This is a genomic window from Mycobacterium paraseoulense, from assembly GCF_010731655.1.
Lineage (GTDB): Bacteria > Actinomycetota > Actinomycetes > Mycobacteriales > Mycobacteriaceae > Mycobacterium > Mycobacterium paraseoulense.
Window position 1 is genome coordinate 1,569,539 of sequence record NZ_AP022619.1, and the last position, 18,593, is coordinate 1,588,131.

The following is an 18,593-nucleotide window of genomic DNA, read 5'->3' on the forward strand; positions in this document are numbered from 1 at the left end:
TGCGTCGGCCGCCGGCCACCGTCTGGGTCAGTGCGGCCAGCTCGACGCGGGCAGCCGAAGCCGACCCTCGGGCCGGTGCTTGTCGGCCCGGTCCAGCACCACATGCAGGACCGCACTAGTGCGGTTTACCGAGACGCCTTTGATCGCCACCGCGCGATCGGCCGAGCCGGTGCGCATTTCGGCGTTCATGGTGAACGCGACGTGTCGCCGTTCTCGTTGCCCGAGGATGCAGCTTTTGGCCGCGCCGCTGGCGCCGCTCGTGAGGAAGTCGTCGAAGTCGACCATCTGGCAGTGGTCCTGGCTGCCGATGCATACGATCAGCGGCTGATTCTGAAGTTCGGGCGCGAGCTCAGAAACCATGGGTGCAAACACGTCGACCACGAACACGATGGAATGCCGCACGCGCACCAGCGCGTCGCGCACCTCATCGCGGGTCAGCCTAAAATTGAGGGTCACCATGATGATTCCGCTGAGCTGACAGGCTGCCATCACCTCGCCGAGCTCGACGCTGTTGCGGCTCAGTATCGTGATGCCGTCCTGGCGCCGCCCACCGGCAGATGCCATCGCCGAAATCAGGCGCGCGGCGCGCTCGCGCAGCGACGCGTGAGTGACCTCGCGATCTTCGAGACGGTATGCGGCCACGTCGGGGAATCGGCGGGCGTTGTCGGTGACGCTGTCGGCCAGTGTCATCGAAGCGTCGCCCGTATCGAATACCCGATTACCGGCTGCTCAGGAGCATCGATCCGGCCACGGGTCCGCCCCCGACCCCGACCGCGACGACTTCGGGCGTTTTGGACGCCTGGCGGTCGCCGGCGTCGCCCCACATCTGCACGCATGCCTCATGCAGAAAACCCATGCCGTGCAGTCGCCCAGCCGACAACTGTCCGCCGCTGGTGTTGATCGGTAGCTCGCCGTCGCGCGCGATGCGCTCGCCACCTTCGATGAATTCGCCCACCTTGCCCTTTTCGCAGAAGCCGAGCGCTTCCAGCCACATCACGGTCAGGAACGAGAAGCCGTCGTAGATCTGCGCCATGTCGACGTCGCCCGGCATCAAGGTCGTGTTCTGCCAGAGGGTTTCGGCTGAATCGTGGGCGGCCATTGTGGTGAGGTCGAAGCGCTGATCCCAGGTCGCGCGCTCGAACATGCCGGGGCCGACGGACTCTACTGTCAACGGGTGGCGCGGCAGTCCGTGCGTGGCGTCGCGGCGCGAGATGATGACTGCGGTGGCACCGTCGCAAGGGACGTCGCAGTCGTAAAGGCATAGTGGTTCGGAGATCATTCGGGCGTCGAGGTAGTCATCCATGGTCATCGGCTCGCGATAGATGGCGTCAGGATTCAGCCGGGCGTTGCGGCGGGCGTTGATTGCGATCGCGCCGAGTTGTTCTCGGGTCATCCCGTTGTCGTGCATGTAACGCTGCGCGGGCATGGCGAGCCAATTCGCTGCGGACAACGCCCCGTACGGCGCGACCCACTCGAGGTGGGGAGGCAGCTTGCCACCCCCGAACAACACCGACGCCCTGCCCCCGCCCCGTTGCTGTGCTGCGGTCGACTCCCACACTGACCTGAACACCACGACGTGGTTCGCCAACCCGAGGGTGACCGCCATGCACGCCTCGATCGCCGGGCCGATCTGTCCGGCGGTCTCGATCCCGGACATGTACCAGCGACTCCGCAACCCAAGCGCGTTGCGTACGTCGTGGATGCCGGCGCCGGAAAACCCCGGATCAGGCATTCCGGGTCCGGGATAGCTGGCGATCCCGTCGATGTCGTCGACGTCGAGCCCGGCGTCGGCGATTGCGCGCAGCACCGCCTCCAGCGTCAGGTCCAGGCCGGTCCGGCCCAACCTGCGGCCGACCTGCGACTTGCCCGCACCTGTCAGGACTGCCTTGCCGCCGAATGGGCCGCCGCTCATCAGAATATGTACCGGGCGATCAACTCGGCGACGGCGGCGGGCTTCTGCGACCCGTCGATCTCGACGGTGTGCCGGACGGTGAGATTAACGGCGTCCTCACCAGCTCTCACCGCGTCGGCGAGTTCCGAGCGCACCCGCACCCGGCTGCCCGCCGTCACCGGGGCCAGAAACCGGACCTTGTTCAGCCCGTAGTTGATGCCCATCTTGGCGTTCTCCACGCGGTAGTTGTCCTTGCTGAGGCCGGGAATGAGCGACAGGGTCAGAAAGCCATGCGCAATGGTTGCGCCGTAGGGACTTTCGGTTTTCGCGCGCTCCACGTCGACGTGGATCCACTGGTGGTCCATGGTCACGTCGGCGAACTCGTCGATGCGCGACTGCTCCACTTCAAACCACTGGCTGACGCCGAGTTCGGCCCCTATTGCCTCGACTGCGTCGTCGACCGATCCGATTGTCTTCATTTCACTCCCGTCAGACCGCTAATACAGATATCTATTTAACGGTATACTCTTAGGCGCGAACCAGGACACCCAAACCGGGGTATCCGACGACCTTTCGGGAGACACATGACGCCGACGACGTCGCGCGCAGCCATCGTGGCCGCCGCCCGCACCCCTATCGGTACCGCCCGCAAAGGAACGCTGACCCACATGCCTGCCGTTGAGCTGGCTAAACCGGTGATCGCCGCGGCCATCAAACGATCAGAATTTGATGCCACCGAGTTCGATGACCTGGTGCTCGCCGAGAGCATGCAGGGCGGCGGTGACAGCGCCCGCTACGTCGCCGTCGATCTCGGCCTGACCGGCATTCCCGGGATGGCGGTCAACCGGCAATGCGCCTCGAGCCTTTCCGCGGTCGCGGTGGCCGCAGGCCAGATCGCGGCGGGAATGAGTCGAGCGATCCTGGCCGGCGGGATGGAGTCATTATCGACAACACCGCTGCTGCGCAAACGCAAGCCGTTCACCTCCGGTAAGTCGCTGGACGACTACGAGGACCCCTGGTCTCCGCTCTCACACCCGCCGACAGCGGACGCGCCGGCCCTCGATATGTCGATCACAGTGGCGCACAATTGCGCTGTCCAGTACGGGATCTCGCGCCAGGACCAAGACGAGTGGGCGCTGCGCAGCCACCAGCGCGCGGTGAAGGCCATTGACGCCGGCTCCTTCGTCGACGAGATTGTGCCACTACGGGTTCCGCAGGCCGACGGAACTACGGTCACTTTCGCCGAGGACGAGCACCCGCGCCGGGCCACCACCCTGGAGGCGCTATCCGGCCTGAACGTCCTGCATCCCGAGATCGACGGGTTCACCGTGACCGCAGGCAATTCGTCGGGACTCAACGACGCGGCCGCGGTGCTCGCGCTGGCCAGGCCGGACACCGACAAGGACGTGTTGGCCGACGTGCTGTCGTGGGGTGCGGTCGGTGTGCCGCCGAATCGGACTGGGAGCGGACCGATCTGGGCCATCCCCAAAGCGCTGGAGTTGGCGGGGCGCAAACTCGCGGACGTGGCGCTGTTCGAGATCAACGAGGCGTTCGCCGCTCAGGCGGTGGCGTGTTCGCGCGAACTGGGCCTCGACGAGGAAATCGTCAACGTGTACGGATCCGGCATTAGCCTGGGCCATCCAATCGCTGCGACAGGCGCGCGGATGGTGACGACGGCAATCTATGAGCTCCGCCGCCGCGGCGGCGGCATCGGCGTGTTGTCGATGTGCGCCGGTGGCGGAATGGGAGCAGCAATGGTAATCGAGGTGGCATGACATGAGTCAACTCATCGCAGACAATCTTTTCCGGATCGACGGCGATCGCGCCGTGCTCCAGGGCTCTCGACGACGGTCGACGGGCGTGGTGAAATTCCCGGCGGAACGGCCGGAGTTGTTCGACGCCGATCCCGACGTTCAGGCAGACATCGAGCCAATCGACTTGCCGACGGAGGGAACGCTTTTCACTTTCACCTCCCAGCAGTTCCCCCCACCTCTGCCCTACAAGGGTCACCGCTCGCCGGAGGCATTCCGGCCATACATCGTCGGATTTATCCAGCTCGGAGACCGCGTTCTTGTCGAGTCACTGATCATCGGTGTTGATGCGGCGGAACTGCGCATCGGTCAGCCGATGGTGAGCTGTACGAGCACCTTCGAGACGGAAGCCGGCGAATCGTTGCTCACGTACGCGTTTCGCCCGGCGTAGCGGTCATCGCGGCAATCGTCTCCGCTACTACCTCGATCATCTCGGCGCGATCCACCGGAACAAATTGCGTGTGCACTGCATACCACGCGCGGTCGAGTAGCCCCATGGCGGCGATGCCGATGACTTCCGGGGAATGCTTCCCTTCGGCACAGATCGCCTGTCCCAGCTTCCATGCGGCGCGCGTCATCATGTGGTTGCGGGATCGACGGAACTCCTCGTCGTCGGGTGCGGTATGCGCCGCCGCCGTCACGAACGCGCCGTGGCGGTCCATATAGCCGAAGTACTCGCCCACCCAAGCCCTCAGAGCGTCCGGCCTTCCCGACATGACCGCATCACCGCACTGCCCAATCACCGTGAGCACATCGCGGTACGCAGTCTCGCCGAGCACGCTAAATACCTCGCGCTTGTCCTTGAAGTACGTGTAGAAACCCGCGCGTGAGATCCCGCACGCTTCAGTGATCGCGTTGATCGGCGTGCCGCGGAAGCCACGCTCGAGGAACAACCGCCGACTGGCGTCGAGTATCGCCGAACGCGTTCGTTCGCCACGGCTCATATCGAGCAGGTCCCCGGCACGGACGCCCTCAGACGCGGTCGTGGTCGCAACTTACATGACGAAAACGTCGGAAGTCGGTTTCCCCATGTAGATCGATATTTTGTGTCGCCATCGGATAGTATCTTGACACATTCGTCAAGTTGCGGGAAGCTCAGGGCAGGCTCAGCGAAGAATGGAGGCGTACCCGGAAGGCCTGGAAACTCCACGCGGCTACTTCAAGTACGCCGAGGGCATGGACACACGCCGTACCTACGACTTTATGGGGGACAACGCCCGTCGGTTCATGGGGCTTCCCATTGCCAACCCAGATCCGGACGCCGTCAACCCGCCACTGCTACAGACCGTTTCCTAGCAGCGCCGAGGGTGAATCCCCTAGGGGCCCGCCCGGAATCAACGCAACACGATCAACCTGCGAGCTCGATCGTCAGCTCGCAGCGTTGAACAGCTTGAGCCGCGAGCGCACCCGGCGCTCGAGGAAGTCGTCGAGCACGCCCTCGAAGACCGCGTTATCGTCACCGGCCACCATGTGGTGCGCACCGGCAACCGATGCGAATTCGGCGTGTGGCACCAACTCCAGGAAACGCACCGCGTCGCCGACGCTGAGGACATCGGACTCGCCGCCGCGCACGAGCAGCGTCGGCAGCCGCAAGTCCCGCGCGGCCGCACCGAGCCGGGCGGGGTCGATGAGCTGATCGCGCTGCACGGCCTGATCTGTCGGCGATGCCATAAATGCGGGGTCCCAGTGCCAGTACCACCGGCCGTCTCGGAAGCGCAGGTTCTTCTTCAAACCGTCGAAGTTGCGCGGGCGGGGACGGTGCGGGACGTAGGCAGCGACGGCATCGGCGGCCTCCTCCAGCGTGCCGAACCCCGTCTCGGCGTGTGACACCATGAAGTCGCGGATCCGGCTCGTCCCCGCGGGTTGCAGGAACGGCGACACGTCCACCAGGACCAGGCCGAGCGCGAGATCGGGCCGGCCCGCGATCGCCGCCAACGCGGAGTTGCCGCCCAGTGAGGCACCCACATAGACCGGTGGGCGACCGAGGAAGTCGGCCACCCGGGCCACATCGTTGGCGAACCGGTCCAGCCCGTAATAGCCGTCCGGCGACCAGCTGCTGTCGCCGTGCCCACGCAGGTCGACCGTGACGGCATACCAGTTCTTGGCGCCCAGATCGGAAGCGGTCGAACCCCAGGAATGCCTGGTCTGGCCACCACCATGCAGCAGCACCACCGGCGGATCCGACGGATCACCATAGGCATCCGCGACCATCGTGACGTCACCCGCCGGAATCTTCAGCGCCGCGTGTGGTGGCCAGGCTTGGGAGGTGCTCATGTCGCTCCGCAACTAGTCACTGAGTGTGAAGCCGCCGCGAAAGCCGCGCGCCAGATTCTCGCAGTACGGTCATGCTGGGCACTCATCGTGGCGCGCGCTCAGTCGCTGGCCGGCAGCGGCTTGGCCTCTTTGAGCGAAAGCGGCGTCCCGCCGATGCTGAGCGTGCCGACTCCGGCTTTGGTGACCAGCACCTCGGCGCCATCCTCGTCGACGTACCGCTTACCCATCGCGCTCCCGCCCGCCAGCGCGGGATCGAGGCCCGCGTGCGGTGACTTCTCGGCATCCAGTGTCACCATCGGCTCGCCGCCGCAGCGTAGGTCGTCAAGGCTGTCGGTGGCCCGCACTACGATCACCTGGGTGCCGCAGACCTGGCTCTGCAGGCGGGTACCGTTCTTGATCATGTTGCACTCCTGAGCTTTTCGGACAGTTCTCGGATAATTTCACGGCGCAACACCTTGCCGGTGTCAGTGGTCAGCAGCTGATCGACGATCTCGATGCGGTCCGGGGTGCGTGAACCTCGTAACACCTTGTGCGCAAACGCCTGCAGGTCATCGGCGTCGAGTTCGGAGTGCGGCTCGGGCACCACCACCGCAACGATGATCTGCCCCCACTGCGGATCGTCGAGCCCGACGACAACTACCTCACGAACCGCGGGATGCTCGATCAGGACATCCTCGATCTCGGCGGGCGCGATGTTCTCGCCGCCCCGAATGATCGTGTCATCAGAGCGCCCACCGATGAAAAGGTAACCATCGTCGTCGACCATCGCGACATCCCTTGTAGGAAACCAACCCTCGGCGTCGAGAACCGATCCCTGTTCGGTGTAGCGGCCCGACACCTGCGGTCCCCGCACGAACAACTCCCCCGGCTCACCCGGACCCAACGCGGTACCGTCCTCGGAGCGGATCTGAACCTCGATGCCGGGCACCGGCCGGCCGACCGAACCGAGCCGCCGCGATACCGACTCATCCTCGGCGGCGTATGCTAGCCGATGGTCATCGGGGGTCAGCACCGCGATCGTCGAACTCGTCTCGGTCAACCCGTACGCGTTGACCAGCCCGACATCCGGCAGCAACTCCATCGTCTTGCGCACCAGCGGCAGACCCACCTTCGAGCCGCCGTAGGCCAGGTTGCGCAGTGTAGGCAACCCGGTCGGCGCGGCCCGCAACTCCGCAACGATCCGGTCCAACATAGTCGGCACGACGGTCGCCGTTGTCACCTTCTCCTCACGAACCAGCCGCACCCACTCCCGCGCATCGAACCTGGGCAGGTACACGATTTTTCGGCCGGCGTACAGATTCGACAGTGCCGCACCGACACCGGCGATGTGATACGGCGGAACACACACTAACGTCGCGTCCTCGGCGCCAGCAGAAGCGAACTCAACCGTGCCCGTCACGTAACTCGTCAGGTTATTGTGCGTCAGCTCAACAGCCTTGGGGCGTGACGTCGTGCCGGACGTGAACAGCACGATGCCGACGTCGTCGGGATCGGCGAACTGCTGGGCGGGATCGGCCGCGCGGGCAGCGGCAAGGAAGTCCTCGGAGCGCAGAACTTGCTTGCCCGCTCCGGCCACCATGTCGACGTAGTCGTCGTCGGCGACCACCAGCGCAGACGGCAGGCGGTCGAGGAGTTGATGCAAGCCCTCGGTACCGAGCCGGTAGTTCAACGGGGTGAATGGCACCGCCGCCCGCGCCGAGGCGAAGATCAACGCCGGCAGCATGGTCCCGCCTGTCCCGATATACGCCACGTGCTGTCCGCCGGAATCCGCAAGGACCGCGGCTCCCCCGCTGGCTAGCGCACTCAGTTCGGTAGTGGTCAACCGGCTCTCGCGGTCGATGACCGCCAGCCGATCGGGGTCGCCCGAGACTGCCATCTCGAGCAGCAGTGCAATACTCAACTCCTCAACCCTTCGTAAATCCGCTATATAGTTATATCCTTAGCAGCTGGCAGGAGTCCACTTGACCCAAGGAGACCCATGAGCACACCGGACATCGCGATCATCGGCGTCGGAATCCACCCCTTCGGGCGGTACGCGGATCGCTCGGCACTCGAGATGGGCGCGGTTGCGATCGGCCGTGCGCTCAAGGATGCCGGGGTGCACTGGTCCGACGTCGGCAGCCTCTACGCGGGCAGCCTCGAAGTGGCCAACCCGGAGGCCGTAACCGGTCTCGCCGGAATGACCGGTATCCCCGCGCGGGCGACGCTGAGCGGGTGCGCGACGGGCAACACATTGCTGACACTTGCGGCCCGAGACGTCCAGCTGGGCGAGGCCGAGATCGCAGTCGGGGTCGGCCTGGACAAACACCCGCGCGGTGCATTCGGCGCGGATCCCGCGGTAGCCGGGCTCCCGCAATGGTATGGCGATCAGGGCATGTTCCTGACCACTCACTACTTCGGCACCAAGATCATGCGCTACATGCACGACCACAGCGTCACCGACGAGACGCTGGCCCGCGTCGCGGCCAAGAACCTCGCCAACGGCGCCCTGGCCGATCATGCGTGGCGCCGCAAGGCCATGAGCGTGGAGACCATCCTAGGCTCGCCGATCGTCAACGCACCCCTGCGTCAGTTCATGTACTGCAACCCAAACGAAGGCGCCGCGGCGGTCGTGGTGTGTCGGGCCGACGTCGCCAAGAAATACACCGACACCCCGATCTACCTGCGGGCATCCGCGCTGCGCAGCCGTCGCGAGGGCGCCTTCGAGCTGCTACGCACGTCGATCGAACTGCCGATCGTTCCGGGAACCACCGCGGAAGCCGCGAAAGCCGCGTACGAGCAGGCCGGCATCGGACCCGAGGACGTCGACGTCGCGCAGCTGCAGGACACCGACGCCGGGTCCGAGGTCATTCACATGGCCGAAACCGGGCTCTGCAAGGACGGCGAGCAGGAGTCGCTACTGCACGACGGCGCTACCGAGATAGGTGGGCGGCTGCCGATCAACACCGACGGCGGTCTGCTGGCCAACGGGGAGCCGGTCGGCGCGTCCGGCCTGCGCCAAGTGTACGAACTAGTCCACCAGCTACGCGGCAACGCGGGCGACCGTCAGGTGCCCAACAATCCGCGCGTCGCGCTGGCCCAGCTCTACGGCTCACCGGGGACCGCCGCCGTCGCCATCCTGTCGAGATGACGATCGCGGACGTCGTCGTCGACGACGCCGAGATCGAGTACGCCGATGTCGGCGCCGGCGCGCCGATCGTGTTCGTGCACGGGGCGTACGTCACCGGCGGGTTGTGGGACGACGTCATCGCGCGGCTGACCGATAACCACCGGTGCATCGCACCGACGTGGCCGTTCGGAGCGCAGCGGCGACCGGTCGGCGACGGCGTCAACGTCGGGGTGGTTGCCGCGGGCCGGCGCATCATCGGCCTACTCGAACAGTTGGATCTGCGCGACGTAACACTGGTCGCCAACGACACCGGCGGCGGAATCGTGTTGTCCGCGTTAGCGATTCCCGACCTCAACTGGTCTCGGGTATCGCGGCTGGTGTTCACCAACTGCGACAGTTTCGAGCACTTCCCACCGAAATCGTTCGCACCGCTGGTAAAGCTGTGCCGGATCAGCGGCGGCGCCGGCGCCATCGCCTTGCGGGCACTGGCCAGCCGGCCCGGTCTGGCGTTCTTCAAGCGTGCCGTCACCAAAGACGGCATCGCCAAAGACCGCGATTCGGCGATCTTCGGCGGCTTTCTGGGCTCGGCCGACGTACGCCGCGAGGCTGTCCGATTCAGCGCGGCACTGAATCCACGGCACACGAAAGCAGCAGAGTCCGCTATCCGGAAGTGGTCCAAGCCGGTGCTGGTGGTGTGGGGAACTCACGACGAGCTGTTCCCCGTGAGCCATGCCGAGCGGCTCGCCGAAGCGTTTCCCGACGCGACGCTACGCCTTGTCGAGGGAAGTTCCACCTACGTGATGATGGACCGGCCGGTCGAAACCGCGGAGGCCATCGCAGCATTCGTTGAAGGATCGCAACCATGACCTCCACCATCGCCGGATTGCTCGACGACGTAGCTGAGGCGAGACCGGATCAGCGACTGCTGCTGGACGTCGACGGCGGGGTGTTCACCGTCGCGGAGGTGGCGCGGCTTTCGACCGCGTGCATCCGCTGGCTGGCTGACTCCGGGGTACGCCCCGGAATGACCGTCGCCTGGCAATTGGCGTCACACAGCGCCGCGGCGGTGCTCATGCTGGCACTGGCCCGCACCGACACAATTCAGGCGCCGGTGCTGCACCTCTGCCGGCAGCGCGAAGTCCGCGCCGCGCTCGACGTTGCGGCAGCCGACATGCTGATCGTCGACGACGCCACGGCGATCAACGCCCCACCCGACGTCTCACTCGTCACGCTGCCCGCCGACTTCCTTCAGGTCGTGCGAGGGGCCCCTGGCGGTTCCGACCCGACGTTGGCCGCGCCACGCTCACCGGATGACGCACGGTGGATCTACTTCACGTCCGGCACGACCGGCCGACCGAAGGGTGTCCGCCACACCGACGCCACGCTACTGGCCGCGGCGCGCGGCTACACCACCCATCTCGGACTCGGCAGCCACCCCGACGATGTCGGAACGATCGGGTTCCCCATCGCGCACATCGGCGGAATCCTCTATCTGGCAAGCGCTTTGATCGGAGCGTTTCCCGCGTTGCTGATACCGAAGATCGACGCTACCGAACTTCCCCGTCAACTGGCAGAGAACAGCGTGACGATCTCGGGCTCCAGCACCGCGTTCTATCAGATGCTTCTTGCGGCCCAACTCGCCTCCGGCGGTGATCAGCCGCTGATCCCCTCGCTGCGCATGTTGATCGGCGGGGGGGCGCCGTGCCCGCCCGAACTGCACTACAAGGTGCGTACCCACATGGGCGTGCCGATCGTACACGCCTACGGAATGACCGAAGCCCCCACGATCTGCGTCAGCGACGCGACCGATTCCGAGGAGCAGCAGTCGCACACGTGCGGCAGGCCGATTCCGGGTGCGCAGGTACGGATCGGGGCCCGCGGCGAGATCGAACTGCGCGGCGCCAACGTGACCCCGGGCTACCTCGACGCCGCACAGTGGTCACAGACGACGACATCCGATGGCTGGTTGCGCACCGGTGACCGAGGGCATCTGCGGCCCGACGGGCGCATCGTGATCACCGGCCGAGTCAAAGACCTGATCATCCGTAAGGGTGAGAACATCTCGCCTGATGAGATCGAGAACGAGTTGTTGGCCCATCCGCTCATCGACGAGGTGGCGGTGATCGGCCAGCCCGACGCGGAGCGCGGCGAAATGGTGTGTGCGGTCGTGCGCCGATCTCCGCGTCGTCGCGAAATCACCCTCGAAGAGTTATGCGCCTTTCTTGACCAGCGCGGACTGATGAAACAAAAGTGGCCAGAGCGCCTAATGGTTGTCGACGAGTTCCCCATGACAGGACTGGGAAAGGTCGCGAAACCCGCACTCGTAGAACAGATCACAGGAGACGATCGATGACATCCCTGAGCGTCGACGAGCGCAAACAGCTCGCCCAGTCCGTGCGTGCAGCCTGCGAGCGGCTGTCGCCGGAGGATCGGGTTCGCGCGGTCGCCTATGGCGGACGTCAAAAGCACCGCGGCTTCGACGCCGAACTCTGGAAAGTGCTGTGCGGTCAGGTCGGGGTCGCCGCGATCGGGCTTCCCGAGCAATTCGGCGGCGCCGGCTACGGCGCGACCGCGATGGGCGTCGTTGCGCACGAACTCGGGCGCTCTTTGGCGTCCGTGCCGTTCCTCGCGTCCGCGGTACTGGCCACCAGTCTCTTGCTGGCCGTCGACGATCCGGATGCAGATGAACGGCTGTCGGCGCTGATCGAAGGGAAACGCACCGCCGCCGCCGCACTCAGCAGAGACTGCGGCCTGTGGCAGCGCGGCCATGTGTCCGTGTCGGCCGAGTACGCCACCTCATCGTGGACGCTCAACGGCGTTGTGCACCATGTCCTTCACGGCGGTTCGGCCGACGACCTGATCGTCGTCGCCCGCGCCGGACGCGAGCTCGCCCTATTCGTCCTCGATGCGACGACCCAAGGGGTGGTGATTGCCGAGGAGAGCGTGCTCGACGGCACCCGGCAGATGGCGACCATCACCTTCACCTCAGCACCTGCCACCCGCCTGTCGAGCGGTACCTCGGTTGAGGACGTCGTTTCCCGCAGCGTCGACCTGGCGATGGCAGTGTTGTCCGCTGAGCAGGTCGGCGCCTGTGAGCGCCTGTTGGAGATCGCGACCGACTACGCGCGCACGCGCGAACAGTTCAACCGCCCCATCGGCAGTTTCCAGGCGATCAAGCACAAATGCGCCGACATGCTGTTAGACCTCGAGTGGGCCAGGTCCGCTTCGCAGGGCGCGCTGGACGCCCATGACGCCGGCCCGGCCGACGAAACCGCCTGGCGGGCAAGCATGGCAAAGGCGGTGTGCTCGGAATCGCTCCGAAACGCCGCACATGCGAATGTTCAGATCCACGGCGGCATCGGATTTACCTGGGAGGACTCGGCGCACCTCTACGTGCGTCGGGCACGCACCGACGAGGTGCTGTTCGGCAAGCCCGCCGAACACTGGGAACGGCTAAGGGCAGAAGCAAAGATCGTCTGACGCTCTGCTATCCGGGCATCGGCAGTCCCCAGAATGATGATCGCTAGCTAGCCCATGGCGAAGTGGTCGGCGAACCGCTTCATATAGGTCTCAGCCGCTGATACCGACGTGGCGTCGACGTGGGCCAGAATCCGGGTCGCCCCCACGTCACCGATGGCCGAGACGAACCGATCGAGCGAGTCCACCGCGGCGGCATCATCGAAATCTATTGCGGGCACCGCGACTTGAATCTCGACACCGCCAGGATCACGACTCGCATCGGCGAGCAGGTGGCGCAGTTTATCGACAGAGCGCGCGAGATCGTCGACCGTCTCGATCGCCGCAGTGCGCACCGACGAGGCTACGGCGGCGGGGTTGACCATCGGGCACCACCCGCTGCCGTGTGCGGCGACGCGGCGCAACGTTGCGGGACTGTTGCCCCCGATCCACAGCGGCGGATGCGGCATCTGGACCGGTGAATTCACCGCTGGTTCCGCACTCGCCGCGAAGGTGGTTCCGGTGAGCGGACGGTCGGGATGCAGCCAGATCTCGCGCAACGCCGCGAGATACTCGTCGAAAAGCGCGACTCGATCGTCGAATTCGACTCCGAGTGCGGCGAATTCGGAGCGCAGGTAGCCGGCCCCGACGCCGGCGATCAGCCGGCCACCGGACACCTCGTCCAGTGACGTCAGTGTCTTGGCGGTCAAATAGGGGTTGCGAAACGGCAGCACCCACAGGTGTGTCATCAGCCGGATCGTGCTGGTCGCGGCCGCGAAGAAGGCGAGCGCGACCGCCGGGTCGAAGGTATTGTGCCCGCCGGCGCACCGCCACTTCGCTGACGGCGCAGGGTGATCGGCGAGGGCGATGGCATCGAAGCCGACGCCCTCGGCGTGGATCGCCAACGCACGCATGGCCGTCGGCTGGCGTAGCTCTCTATCGGCGGTGGGGACGTCACTGGGAAACTCGACTGTGAAGTTCATGTCTCAGTAGATCGACCCAGTTGCCGGGGTGCTGAGGTGGAGGTTGACGCCGTTGACGAAGTCGGCTCGCACCCTGGCGAGAAACGCGGCCGCATAGGCCTTACGGGCGCGCACTACCACCGATTCTCCCTCGATTGAGTTGTCGTGGCGATACCCGCACCGATTCCCGGACTGCTGGCGGTGATGAGCGGTTTGCCGGTCAGATCCAGGTTCATGCGTGTCCTCGTGTCGTCGTGTTTGCGCGCACCTCATATTGTAACAAGTTATAGCTAAATGTTTGGCTGTATAGGCAGCGGCGGAGATGGAACCTCCCCACCCGTAGGAACGATTGACTGCCGCACGGTGGTCTCTACGTGGGAGCAACAGGCAGAGCTGAGAACTCTGCGCGGATGAGGTCGTCAAGGCCGAGGCCGAGGGCGGACAGCCACTGCGCGAGCGCACGTTCGAGGAGTAGCAGACTCACCGCCGCAAGCAGCCCGCAGTCGCCGTCGGGCGTTCTCAGCCCGCGCCGCTGGGCAATCGCCTTGGCCACTTGTGAGACGAAGCGTCAGAAATCAAGACTTGCCGTCAGAAAGGACAGACCGCGCCGTTACGCGACGACACAGATCGTCTCCGTCGACGATCACCTGATCGAGTATCCGCCGGGTGTGGCAGGACCATCTGCCGGAGAAGTTCCGCGAGGCCGGTCCGCGGATCCTCGAGAAGGACGGGATGCACCTGTGGAGCTATGCTGCGAAGCCCAGCCACTATTAGCCGATCGCGCTAACGCTGCTCGCCGCTCGCGGCGTCATTGCAGCGGCGCACTCGGCGTCCTGCCGATCTCGCGATGAGTCCGTGCGCGGGTGTCTCCTCGCGTTCTGCGCAGTCGGCTTGCCCAAGCGTCGGACCAGTCGCTACACTCCTTAAAATAACTAAATGTTTGGCGATTTTGGTTCGGTCTCGACTGTGCACCCACATTCCGGGGGCGGTCCCTCTCAACGCGATGGAATCGGTTCTTTGACGAATACGGCATGTACCTCGACGTCAGCTGGCGGATCGACGGTTAGGGAGGTGACCGAGGACATCGCGACACTGCGGTCACAGTTCCGTTCTTTCTTAGAGAGCGCACCGAAACCGCCGGGACTTCGGAACTATGGCCCCACGCCGACCGCCGAGGACATCGAGCCCGGCCGCGCCTGGCACAAGCACCTCGCCCAACACGGCTACGTGTGCTTGCATTGGCCGGTCGAGTTCGGGGGTGCCGACGCGTCGGTCGCCTATCAGGCGCTGTTCGCCGAGGAGTGTGCTCGGGCCGGCGTGCCTCGCCAGCTCGCGATCACCGCCGTCGACCTGGTCGGACCGGTCCTGATCAAGTTCGGTTCCGAACAACAGCGCTCCCGTTACCTCGAACCCATCCGACTTGGCGATCACGTTTGGACGCAGCTGTTCTCCGAGCCGGGTGCGGGGTCCGACCTGGCCGGTGTACGGACCAAAGCGGTGAAGAGCGCGTCGGGGTGGCGGATAGATGGACAGAAGGTTTGGAGTTCGGCGGCGAACTCGGCCCAATTCGGTCTGCTGCTCGCCCGCACGGGACCGGATTCACATCGCGGGTTGAGCATGTTCATCGTTCCGATGGATTCTGCCGGTGTCTTGGTGCGGCCGCTTCGGCAGATGGACGGCGAGAGCAAATTCAACGAGGTCTTCTTCGACGGCGTCGAGTTGACTGATGATCACTTGATCGGCGACGTGGGCCAAGGGTGGCCCATCGCCTTGGTCACGCTGGGTCGAGAGCGGCTGACGCTCGGCTCGCAGGCCGTGGGAATGTTCAAACTCCTCGACCGGATGGCGCAGGCGGCCCGTGAGCACGACCAGCTAAACCCCGTGCTGGCTCAATCGATGACGAAGCTGTGGGCACGAATGTGGCTGTTGCGGTTCACGTGGCAGCGCGCGATCGAGGAAGGCGGTACGTCCTCGTCGGCCTTCTCGGTCCTCAAACTGATGACCTCGGAGACCGATCGCGACCTCGGTGACCTCGCCACCGAAGTGCTCGGCACAGATGTCTGCGTCGACCCGTCCGACGACTCAGACGAGGCCGAGTTGGTGCGTGCGATGCTGGTTGGACGCGCGCAGACGATCCTCGGCGGCACCAGCGAGATCCAGCGCAACATTCTCGGCGAGCGGATACTGGGACTTCCAAAAGAGCCGCGGTGACTGTCGATCTAGAGCTGACAGAGTTCTCTGCCGCACTTCAGGACCACCTGCGCCCAGGCATGACTGTCGCGCTCGGCGACGGTGTCGGCGCACCGCGGTGTCTCGACGACGGCGCATCGGTGTGTGCCACGCTCAGCGCGGTGGCTCGCCGGATCGGTGGGGTTCGACTTGTCGTCGGCTGGTTACCGTCGCCCCTGCAGGGGCTGCAGGTCGATGCTTTCGCCGAAGTGGTCGCGATCATGCCGGGCTGGGGTGTGCGGAACATACTGGCCTCTCCGACAGCATGTTTCGTCCCAACACGGCTCAGTTCCGTGCCCTCGCTGATGAGTGGTGTGCTGCGCCCCGACGTACTCATCACTCGCTTGGCGGATCGGGCAGGCAGCTTTCATTTCAGCACCGAGGTGTCCTGGCAACGCGAGGTCGTCGACGCCGGTACGGCCGTTTTCGCGATCGCCGATGCGAACGCGCCGCTCGCCGATGCCGGTCCGCCGCTCGCCACCGAGACGATTGTGTTTGTCGGCCAGACCTCCGACGGTCCCGTCGAGATGCCGAGCGTCGTTCCCGATGCGGTTCACGAAGCCCTGGCCGACGCGGTGCTGCGATTCGTGCCCCAAGGTGTGCGGTTGCAGTACGGCCCCGGCAAGCTCGGCACGGCGTTGCTCAACCGCACACAACGGCCACTTCGCATCGACACTGGCCTGTTGACCGACGCCGTGGTGGACCTCGACACTAAGGGGCTGCTCATCGGGATACCCAGTGCCGCATACCTGTTGGGCACCCAAACGCTCTACCGCTGGGCCGACGGCAAGCCGATCCTGCGAGGCATCGACTACACCCACGACCTCACCCGGCTGTCGCGAGGCATTCCATTGATCGCGGTCAATACCGCACTCGAAGTCGATCCGTTCGGTCAAATCAACGTCGAGGGAACCGGCGATAAGATCGTCGGCGGCATTGGCGGACACCCGGACTACTGCGCCGCGGCGAGCATGAGCCGGGGCGGCCTGTCCATCATCGCGGTCCCGTCCACGGTGAACGGCCGCTCTCCCTTCGTTGAGAAGTTGAGCCGACCGGCTTCCACACCGGCGCACGACATCGACCTCATCGTTACCGAGTCAGGCCACGCGGACTTGCGTGGCGCCGACTGGGGCCAGCGCAGGCGACTCATCGGCGCACTGTTCGAATGAAGGGAAAACACATGACTGGACCTCTGTCAGGACGCGTCGTGCTGGTCACCGGCGGCGGACGTGGCATCGGACGCGGCCATTGCCTCGCGCTGGCCGCGCATGGCGCCGCGGTCGTCGTCAACGACCCAGGCGTCAGCCGCGACGGTTCTGCGAGTGACGCCGGGCCAGCCGCCGACGTCGTCGCCGAAATCGAAGCCGCCGGCGGCAAGGCGATAGCACACACCGGTTCGGTCGCCTCATGGAGCGACGTCACCGACATGATCACCACGGCCGTTTCCACCTTCGGCACCCTGACCGGTGTGGTGAACAATGCAGGAATTGTGCGAGACGCAATGGTGGCCAACGCAACCGAGGACGACTGGGACGCGGTGATCGCGGTGCATCTCAAGGGGACGTTCGCGGTGACGAAGCACGCGTGTGAGTACTGGCGTTCGCAATCAAAGGCCGGGAACCCGATCGACGCCCGAATCGTAAACACGGTGTCAGGCGCCGGCCTGTGGGGGAACATCGGACAGAGCGCCTACGGTGCAGCCAAGGCCGCTATCGCGAACCTCACCGTCGTCACGGCGATGGAGGCGCGCCGCTACGGCGTTGCGGTGAATGCGATCTCGCCACTGGCAGTTACCCGGATCAGCGAAGGCTTCTTCAGCGGAGAAAGGGCCAATGATCCTGCGCTGGACCCCGCGCGTAGCTCGGAGGTGGTGGCGTGGCTGCAGGGGCCGGAGTCGGGCTGGCTGACGGGCCAGATTCTGCGCGTCAACGGCCATAAGCTCAGTCGCATAGACGGTTTCACCGAGTCCATCGCCCGCTATCACGCCAAAGATGGTGCAGCGCTGGCTTTCTCGGAGGTCGGCCAGGCAGTCAGCTGGCTGTATGGGACATCGCCACGAGGCCTGTTAGGACCCTTACCTAGCGGCTAATTCTTTGCGACCGTGGATGCGTCGGCTGCGGTATCGGAGCGGACGGGCAGCAGGAGCCCGTGCAATGTCTCGGCGACCGCATTCATCACTTCATTCGGTTTCAATTTCAGCTGCGTTCCATACACATAGAACCAAGATCGTTCCAGTGTGGACATCGCCACCACACCAAGCGCCGCATCTGCACCTTCCGAGCGACCGGAATGCTCCTCGATCAGTCGACCGAAGCGCCGTGCGGTCCTCACGGTGAGTATGCGCACACGATCCCTGAACTCAGGGTCCTGCGGGCCTCCTTGCGCCGAGGACAGCATGAAGGCGCCGTGTTCGGCCATGAATTCGAAGTACTCCGTGACCCAGGCCCGTACGTCGGACAACGCACACGGCTTCGGCAGCTCACCCAGCCGTGCGATCACCGCCAGCTGGCTCTTGTAAGTCGATGTTCCCAGCGCCTCGAAAACTTCGAGCTTGGATGCGAAGTAGGCGTAGAAGGCTCCGCGAGACAACCCACATGCGGTGGTGATGTGTTCGATCCGAGTGCCCGCATAGCCGCGTTCGAGAAACAGTGTTCGAGCTTGGTCGAGGATGAGTTGCCGGGTCTGCAACGCTTTCGCGTTGAGCTCCCAACGCGGCTCGCGCGGCAAGGCGCTGCGCGCTGACGCTCCGCGGGCCGCGTCGCTGGACGCCAGTTCCTTCTTGCCGCTGATTTCGTCACCCATCCTTCAGTCGATCCGGGGCCGCAGGCCAACGTCCCGTCAACGGTATGTGAATCGACACA

Annotated in this window: 17 protein-coding genes and 2 pseudogenes; 10 read left to right on the plus strand and 9 right to left on the minus strand. The window is 65.1% G+C overall.

Going from position 1 to position 18,593, the window contains the following annotated elements; translation table 11 throughout:
* Positions 1–147: 147 nt before the first annotated feature.
* From G6N51_RS07070 to G6N51_RS07080, 3 genes and pseudogenes are all read right to left on the minus strand, one after another.
* Positions 148–690 (minus strand): annotated as a pseudogene (locus G6N51_RS07070) (AMP-binding protein); the annotation flags it as partial.
* Between the two features lie 28 nt (positions 691–718).
* Positions 719–1,912 (minus strand): thiolase family protein, encoded by a 1,194-nt coding sequence (locus tag G6N51_RS07075; RefSeq protein ID WP_083172006.1) that lies wholly within the window; start codon positions 1,910–1,912, stop codon positions 719–721.
* Entirely contained in the window at positions 1,912–2,370 is a 459-nt protein-coding gene (locus G6N51_RS07080) for a MaoC family dehydratase (RefSeq protein ID WP_083172005.1), read from the minus strand. The genes G6N51_RS07075 and G6N51_RS07080 overlap by 1 nt, the downstream gene beginning before the upstream one ends.
* A gap of 105 nt (positions 2,371–2,475) precedes the next feature.
* Between G6N51_RS07080 and G6N51_RS07085 the strand changes: the two genes are divergently transcribed.
* Positions 2,476–3,666 carry a thiolase family protein gene (locus tag G6N51_RS07085; RefSeq protein ID WP_083172004.1) on the plus strand — a complete coding sequence of 397 codons (1,191 nt, stop codon included), beginning with the start codon at positions 2,476–2,478 and terminating at the stop codon, positions 3,664–3,666.
* A gap of 1 nt (position 3,667) precedes the next feature.
* Positions 3,668–4,093 carry a Zn-ribbon domain-containing OB-fold protein gene (locus G6N51_RS07090; RefSeq protein ID WP_083172003.1) on the plus strand — a complete coding sequence of 142 codons (426 nt, stop codon included), beginning with the start codon at positions 3,668–3,670 and terminating at the stop codon, positions 4,091–4,093.
* Here the strand turns inward: G6N51_RS07090 and G6N51_RS07095 are convergent.
* Positions 4,068–4,646: a TetR/AcrR family transcriptional regulator gene (locus G6N51_RS07095; RefSeq protein WP_083172002.1), complete on the minus strand. Its 579-nt coding sequence runs from the start codon at positions 4,644–4,646 to the stop codon at positions 4,068–4,070. The genes G6N51_RS07090 and G6N51_RS07095 overlap by 26 nt on opposite strands.
* Positions 4,647–4,827: 181 nt before the next feature.
* Between G6N51_RS07095 and G6N51_RS29090 the strand changes: the two are divergent.
* A pseudogene (locus tag G6N51_RS29090) lies at positions 4,828–4,998 on the plus strand (amidohydrolase family protein); the annotation flags it as partial.
* Positions 4,999–5,070: 72 nt separating this feature from the next.
* Here the strand turns inward: G6N51_RS29090 and G6N51_RS07105 are convergent.
* The 3 genes from G6N51_RS07105 to G6N51_RS07115 form a co-directional block, all read right to left on the minus strand.
* On the minus strand, positions 5,071–5,976 hold the full coding sequence (locus G6N51_RS07105) for an alpha/beta fold hydrolase (RefSeq protein WP_083172000.1): 906 nt from the start codon (positions 5,974–5,976) through the stop codon (positions 5,071–5,073).
* A gap of 98 nt (positions 5,977–6,074) precedes the next feature.
* Positions 6,075–6,377 (minus strand): hypothetical protein, encoded by a 303-nt coding sequence (locus G6N51_RS07110; protein WP_083171999.1) that lies wholly within the window; start codon positions 6,375–6,377, stop codon positions 6,075–6,077.
* Positions 6,374–7,876, minus strand: a complete 1,503-nt coding sequence (locus G6N51_RS07115) for a class I adenylate-forming enzyme family protein (protein ID WP_167528575.1) — start codon at positions 7,874–7,876, stop codon at positions 6,374–6,376. The genes G6N51_RS07110 and G6N51_RS07115 overlap by 4 nt, the downstream gene beginning before the upstream one ends.
* A gap of 78 nt (positions 7,877–7,954) precedes the next feature.
* Between G6N51_RS07115 and G6N51_RS07120 the strand changes: the two genes are divergently transcribed.
* Genes G6N51_RS07120 through G6N51_RS07135 form a run of 4 tightly spaced genes read left to right on the plus strand, consistent with a single transcriptional unit; the run spans position 7,955 to position 12,565 of the window.
* Complete coding sequence (locus tag G6N51_RS07120; protein ID WP_083171998.1) at positions 7,955–9,106, plus strand: thiolase family protein; 1,152 nt, start codon at positions 7,955–7,957, stop codon at positions 9,104–9,106.
* Complete coding sequence (locus tag G6N51_RS07125) at positions 9,103–9,951, plus strand: alpha/beta fold hydrolase (RefSeq protein WP_083171997.1); 849 nt, start codon at positions 9,103–9,105, stop codon at positions 9,949–9,951. The genes G6N51_RS07120 and G6N51_RS07125 overlap by 4 nt, the downstream gene beginning before the upstream one ends.
* The gene (locus tag G6N51_RS07130) at positions 9,948–11,438 is read left to right on the plus strand and encodes a class I adenylate-forming enzyme family protein (protein ID WP_083171996.1); all 1,491 of its coding nucleotides are present in this window, start codon (positions 9,948–9,950) and stop codon (positions 11,436–11,438) included. The genes G6N51_RS07125 and G6N51_RS07130 overlap by 4 nt, the downstream gene beginning before the upstream one ends.
* Positions 11,435–12,565: an acyl-CoA dehydrogenase family protein gene (locus G6N51_RS07135; protein WP_083171995.1), complete on the plus strand. Its 1,131-nt coding sequence runs from the start codon at positions 11,435–11,437 to the stop codon at positions 12,563–12,565. The genes G6N51_RS07130 and G6N51_RS07135 overlap by 4 nt, the downstream gene beginning before the upstream one ends.
* 47 nt (positions 12,566–12,612) lie before the next feature.
* Here G6N51_RS07135 and G6N51_RS07140 read toward each other — a convergent pair whose 3' ends face one another.
* Complete coding sequence (locus G6N51_RS07140; protein ID WP_083171994.1) at positions 12,613–13,524, minus strand: TIGR03619 family F420-dependent LLM class oxidoreductase; 912 nt, start codon at positions 13,522–13,524, stop codon at positions 12,613–12,615.
* A gap of 1,050 nt (positions 13,525–14,574) precedes the next feature.
* Between G6N51_RS07140 and G6N51_RS07155 the strand changes: the two genes are divergently transcribed.
* From G6N51_RS07155 to G6N51_RS07165, 3 genes are read left to right on the plus strand one after another with little or no spacing between them, the layout of a single operon-like run.
* The gene (locus G6N51_RS07155; protein ID WP_232078235.1) at positions 14,575–15,714 is read left to right on the plus strand and encodes an acyl-CoA dehydrogenase family protein; all 1,140 of its coding nucleotides are present in this window, start codon (positions 14,575–14,577) and stop codon (positions 15,712–15,714) included.
* 59 nt (positions 15,715–15,773) lie between these two features.
* On the plus strand, positions 15,774–16,901 hold the full coding sequence (locus tag G6N51_RS07160) for an acetyl-CoA hydrolase/transferase C-terminal domain-containing protein (RefSeq protein WP_083171991.1): 1,128 nt from the start codon (positions 15,774–15,776) through the stop codon (positions 16,899–16,901).
* 11 nt (positions 16,902–16,912) lie between these two features.
* Positions 16,913–17,821, plus strand: coding sequence for an SDR family NAD(P)-dependent oxidoreductase (locus tag G6N51_RS07165; protein WP_174814374.1), 909 nt, complete (start codon positions 16,913–16,915; stop codon positions 17,819–17,821).
* Here G6N51_RS07165 and G6N51_RS07170 read toward each other — a convergent pair.
* Entirely contained in the window at positions 17,818–18,534 is a 717-nt protein-coding gene (locus G6N51_RS07170; RefSeq protein WP_083171990.1) for a TetR/AcrR family transcriptional regulator, read from the minus strand. The two genes, G6N51_RS07165 and G6N51_RS07170, sit on opposite strands and share 4 nt — an antisense overlap.
* Between the last annotated feature and the right edge of the window lie 59 nt (positions 18,535–18,593).

Excerpts from the sequence above, each read along its gene's own strand:
- G6N51_RS07110 (WP_083171999.1), bottom strand. The coding sequence starts at position 6,377 with ATGATCAAGAACGGTACCCGCCTGCAGAGCCAGGTCTGCGGCACCCAG.
- G6N51_RS07080 (WP_083172005.1), bottom strand. The coding sequence starts at position 2,370 with ATGAAGACAATCGGATCGGTCGACGACGCAGTCGAGGCAATAGGGGCC.
- G6N51_RS07140 (WP_083171994.1), bottom strand. The coding sequence starts at position 13,524 with ATGAACTTCACAGTCGAGTTTCCCAGTGACGTCCCCACCGCCGATAGA.
- G6N51_RS07075 (WP_083172006.1), bottom strand. The coding sequence starts at position 1,912 with ATGAGCGGCGGCCCATTCGGCGGCAAGGCAGTCCTGACAGGTGCGGGC.
- G6N51_RS07085 (WP_083172004.1), top strand. The coding sequence starts at position 2,476 with ATGACGCCGACGACGTCGCGCGCAGCCATCGTGGCCGCCGCCCGCACC.
- G6N51_RS07125 (WP_083171997.1), top strand. The coding sequence starts at position 9,103 with ATGACGATCGCGGACGTCGTCGTCGACGACGCCGAGATCGAGTACGCC.
- G6N51_RS07130 (WP_083171996.1), top strand. The coding sequence starts at position 9,948 with ATGACCTCCACCATCGCCGGATTGCTCGACGACGTAGCTGAGGCGAGA.
- G6N51_RS07120 (WP_083171998.1), top strand. The coding sequence starts at position 7,955 with ATGAGCACACCGGACATCGCGATCATCGGCGTCGGAATCCACCCCTTC.
- G6N51_RS07135 (WP_083171995.1), top strand. The coding sequence starts at position 11,435 with ATGACATCCCTGAGCGTCGACGAGCGCAAACAGCTCGCCCAGTCCGTG.
- G6N51_RS07160 (WP_083171991.1), top strand. The coding sequence starts at position 15,774 with ATGACTGTCGCGCTCGGCGACGGTGTCGGCGCACCGCGGTGTCTCGAC.
- G6N51_RS07105 (WP_083172000.1), bottom strand. The coding sequence starts at position 5,976 with ATGAGCACCTCCCAAGCCTGGCCACCACACGCGGCGCTGAAGATTCCG.
- G6N51_RS07090 (WP_083172003.1), top strand. The coding sequence starts at position 3,668 with ATGAGTCAACTCATCGCAGACAATCTTTTCCGGATCGACGGCGATCGC.
- G6N51_RS07095 (WP_083172002.1), bottom strand. The coding sequence starts at position 4,646 with ATGAGCCGTGGCGAACGAACGCGTTCGGCGATACTCGACGCCAGTCGG.
- G6N51_RS07170 (WP_083171990.1), bottom strand. The coding sequence starts at position 18,534 with ATGGGTGACGAAATCAGCGGCAAGAAGGAACTGGCGTCCAGCGACGCG.
- G6N51_RS07165 (WP_174814374.1), top strand. The coding sequence starts at position 16,913 with ATGACTGGACCTCTGTCAGGACGCGTCGTGCTGGTCACCGGCGGCGGA.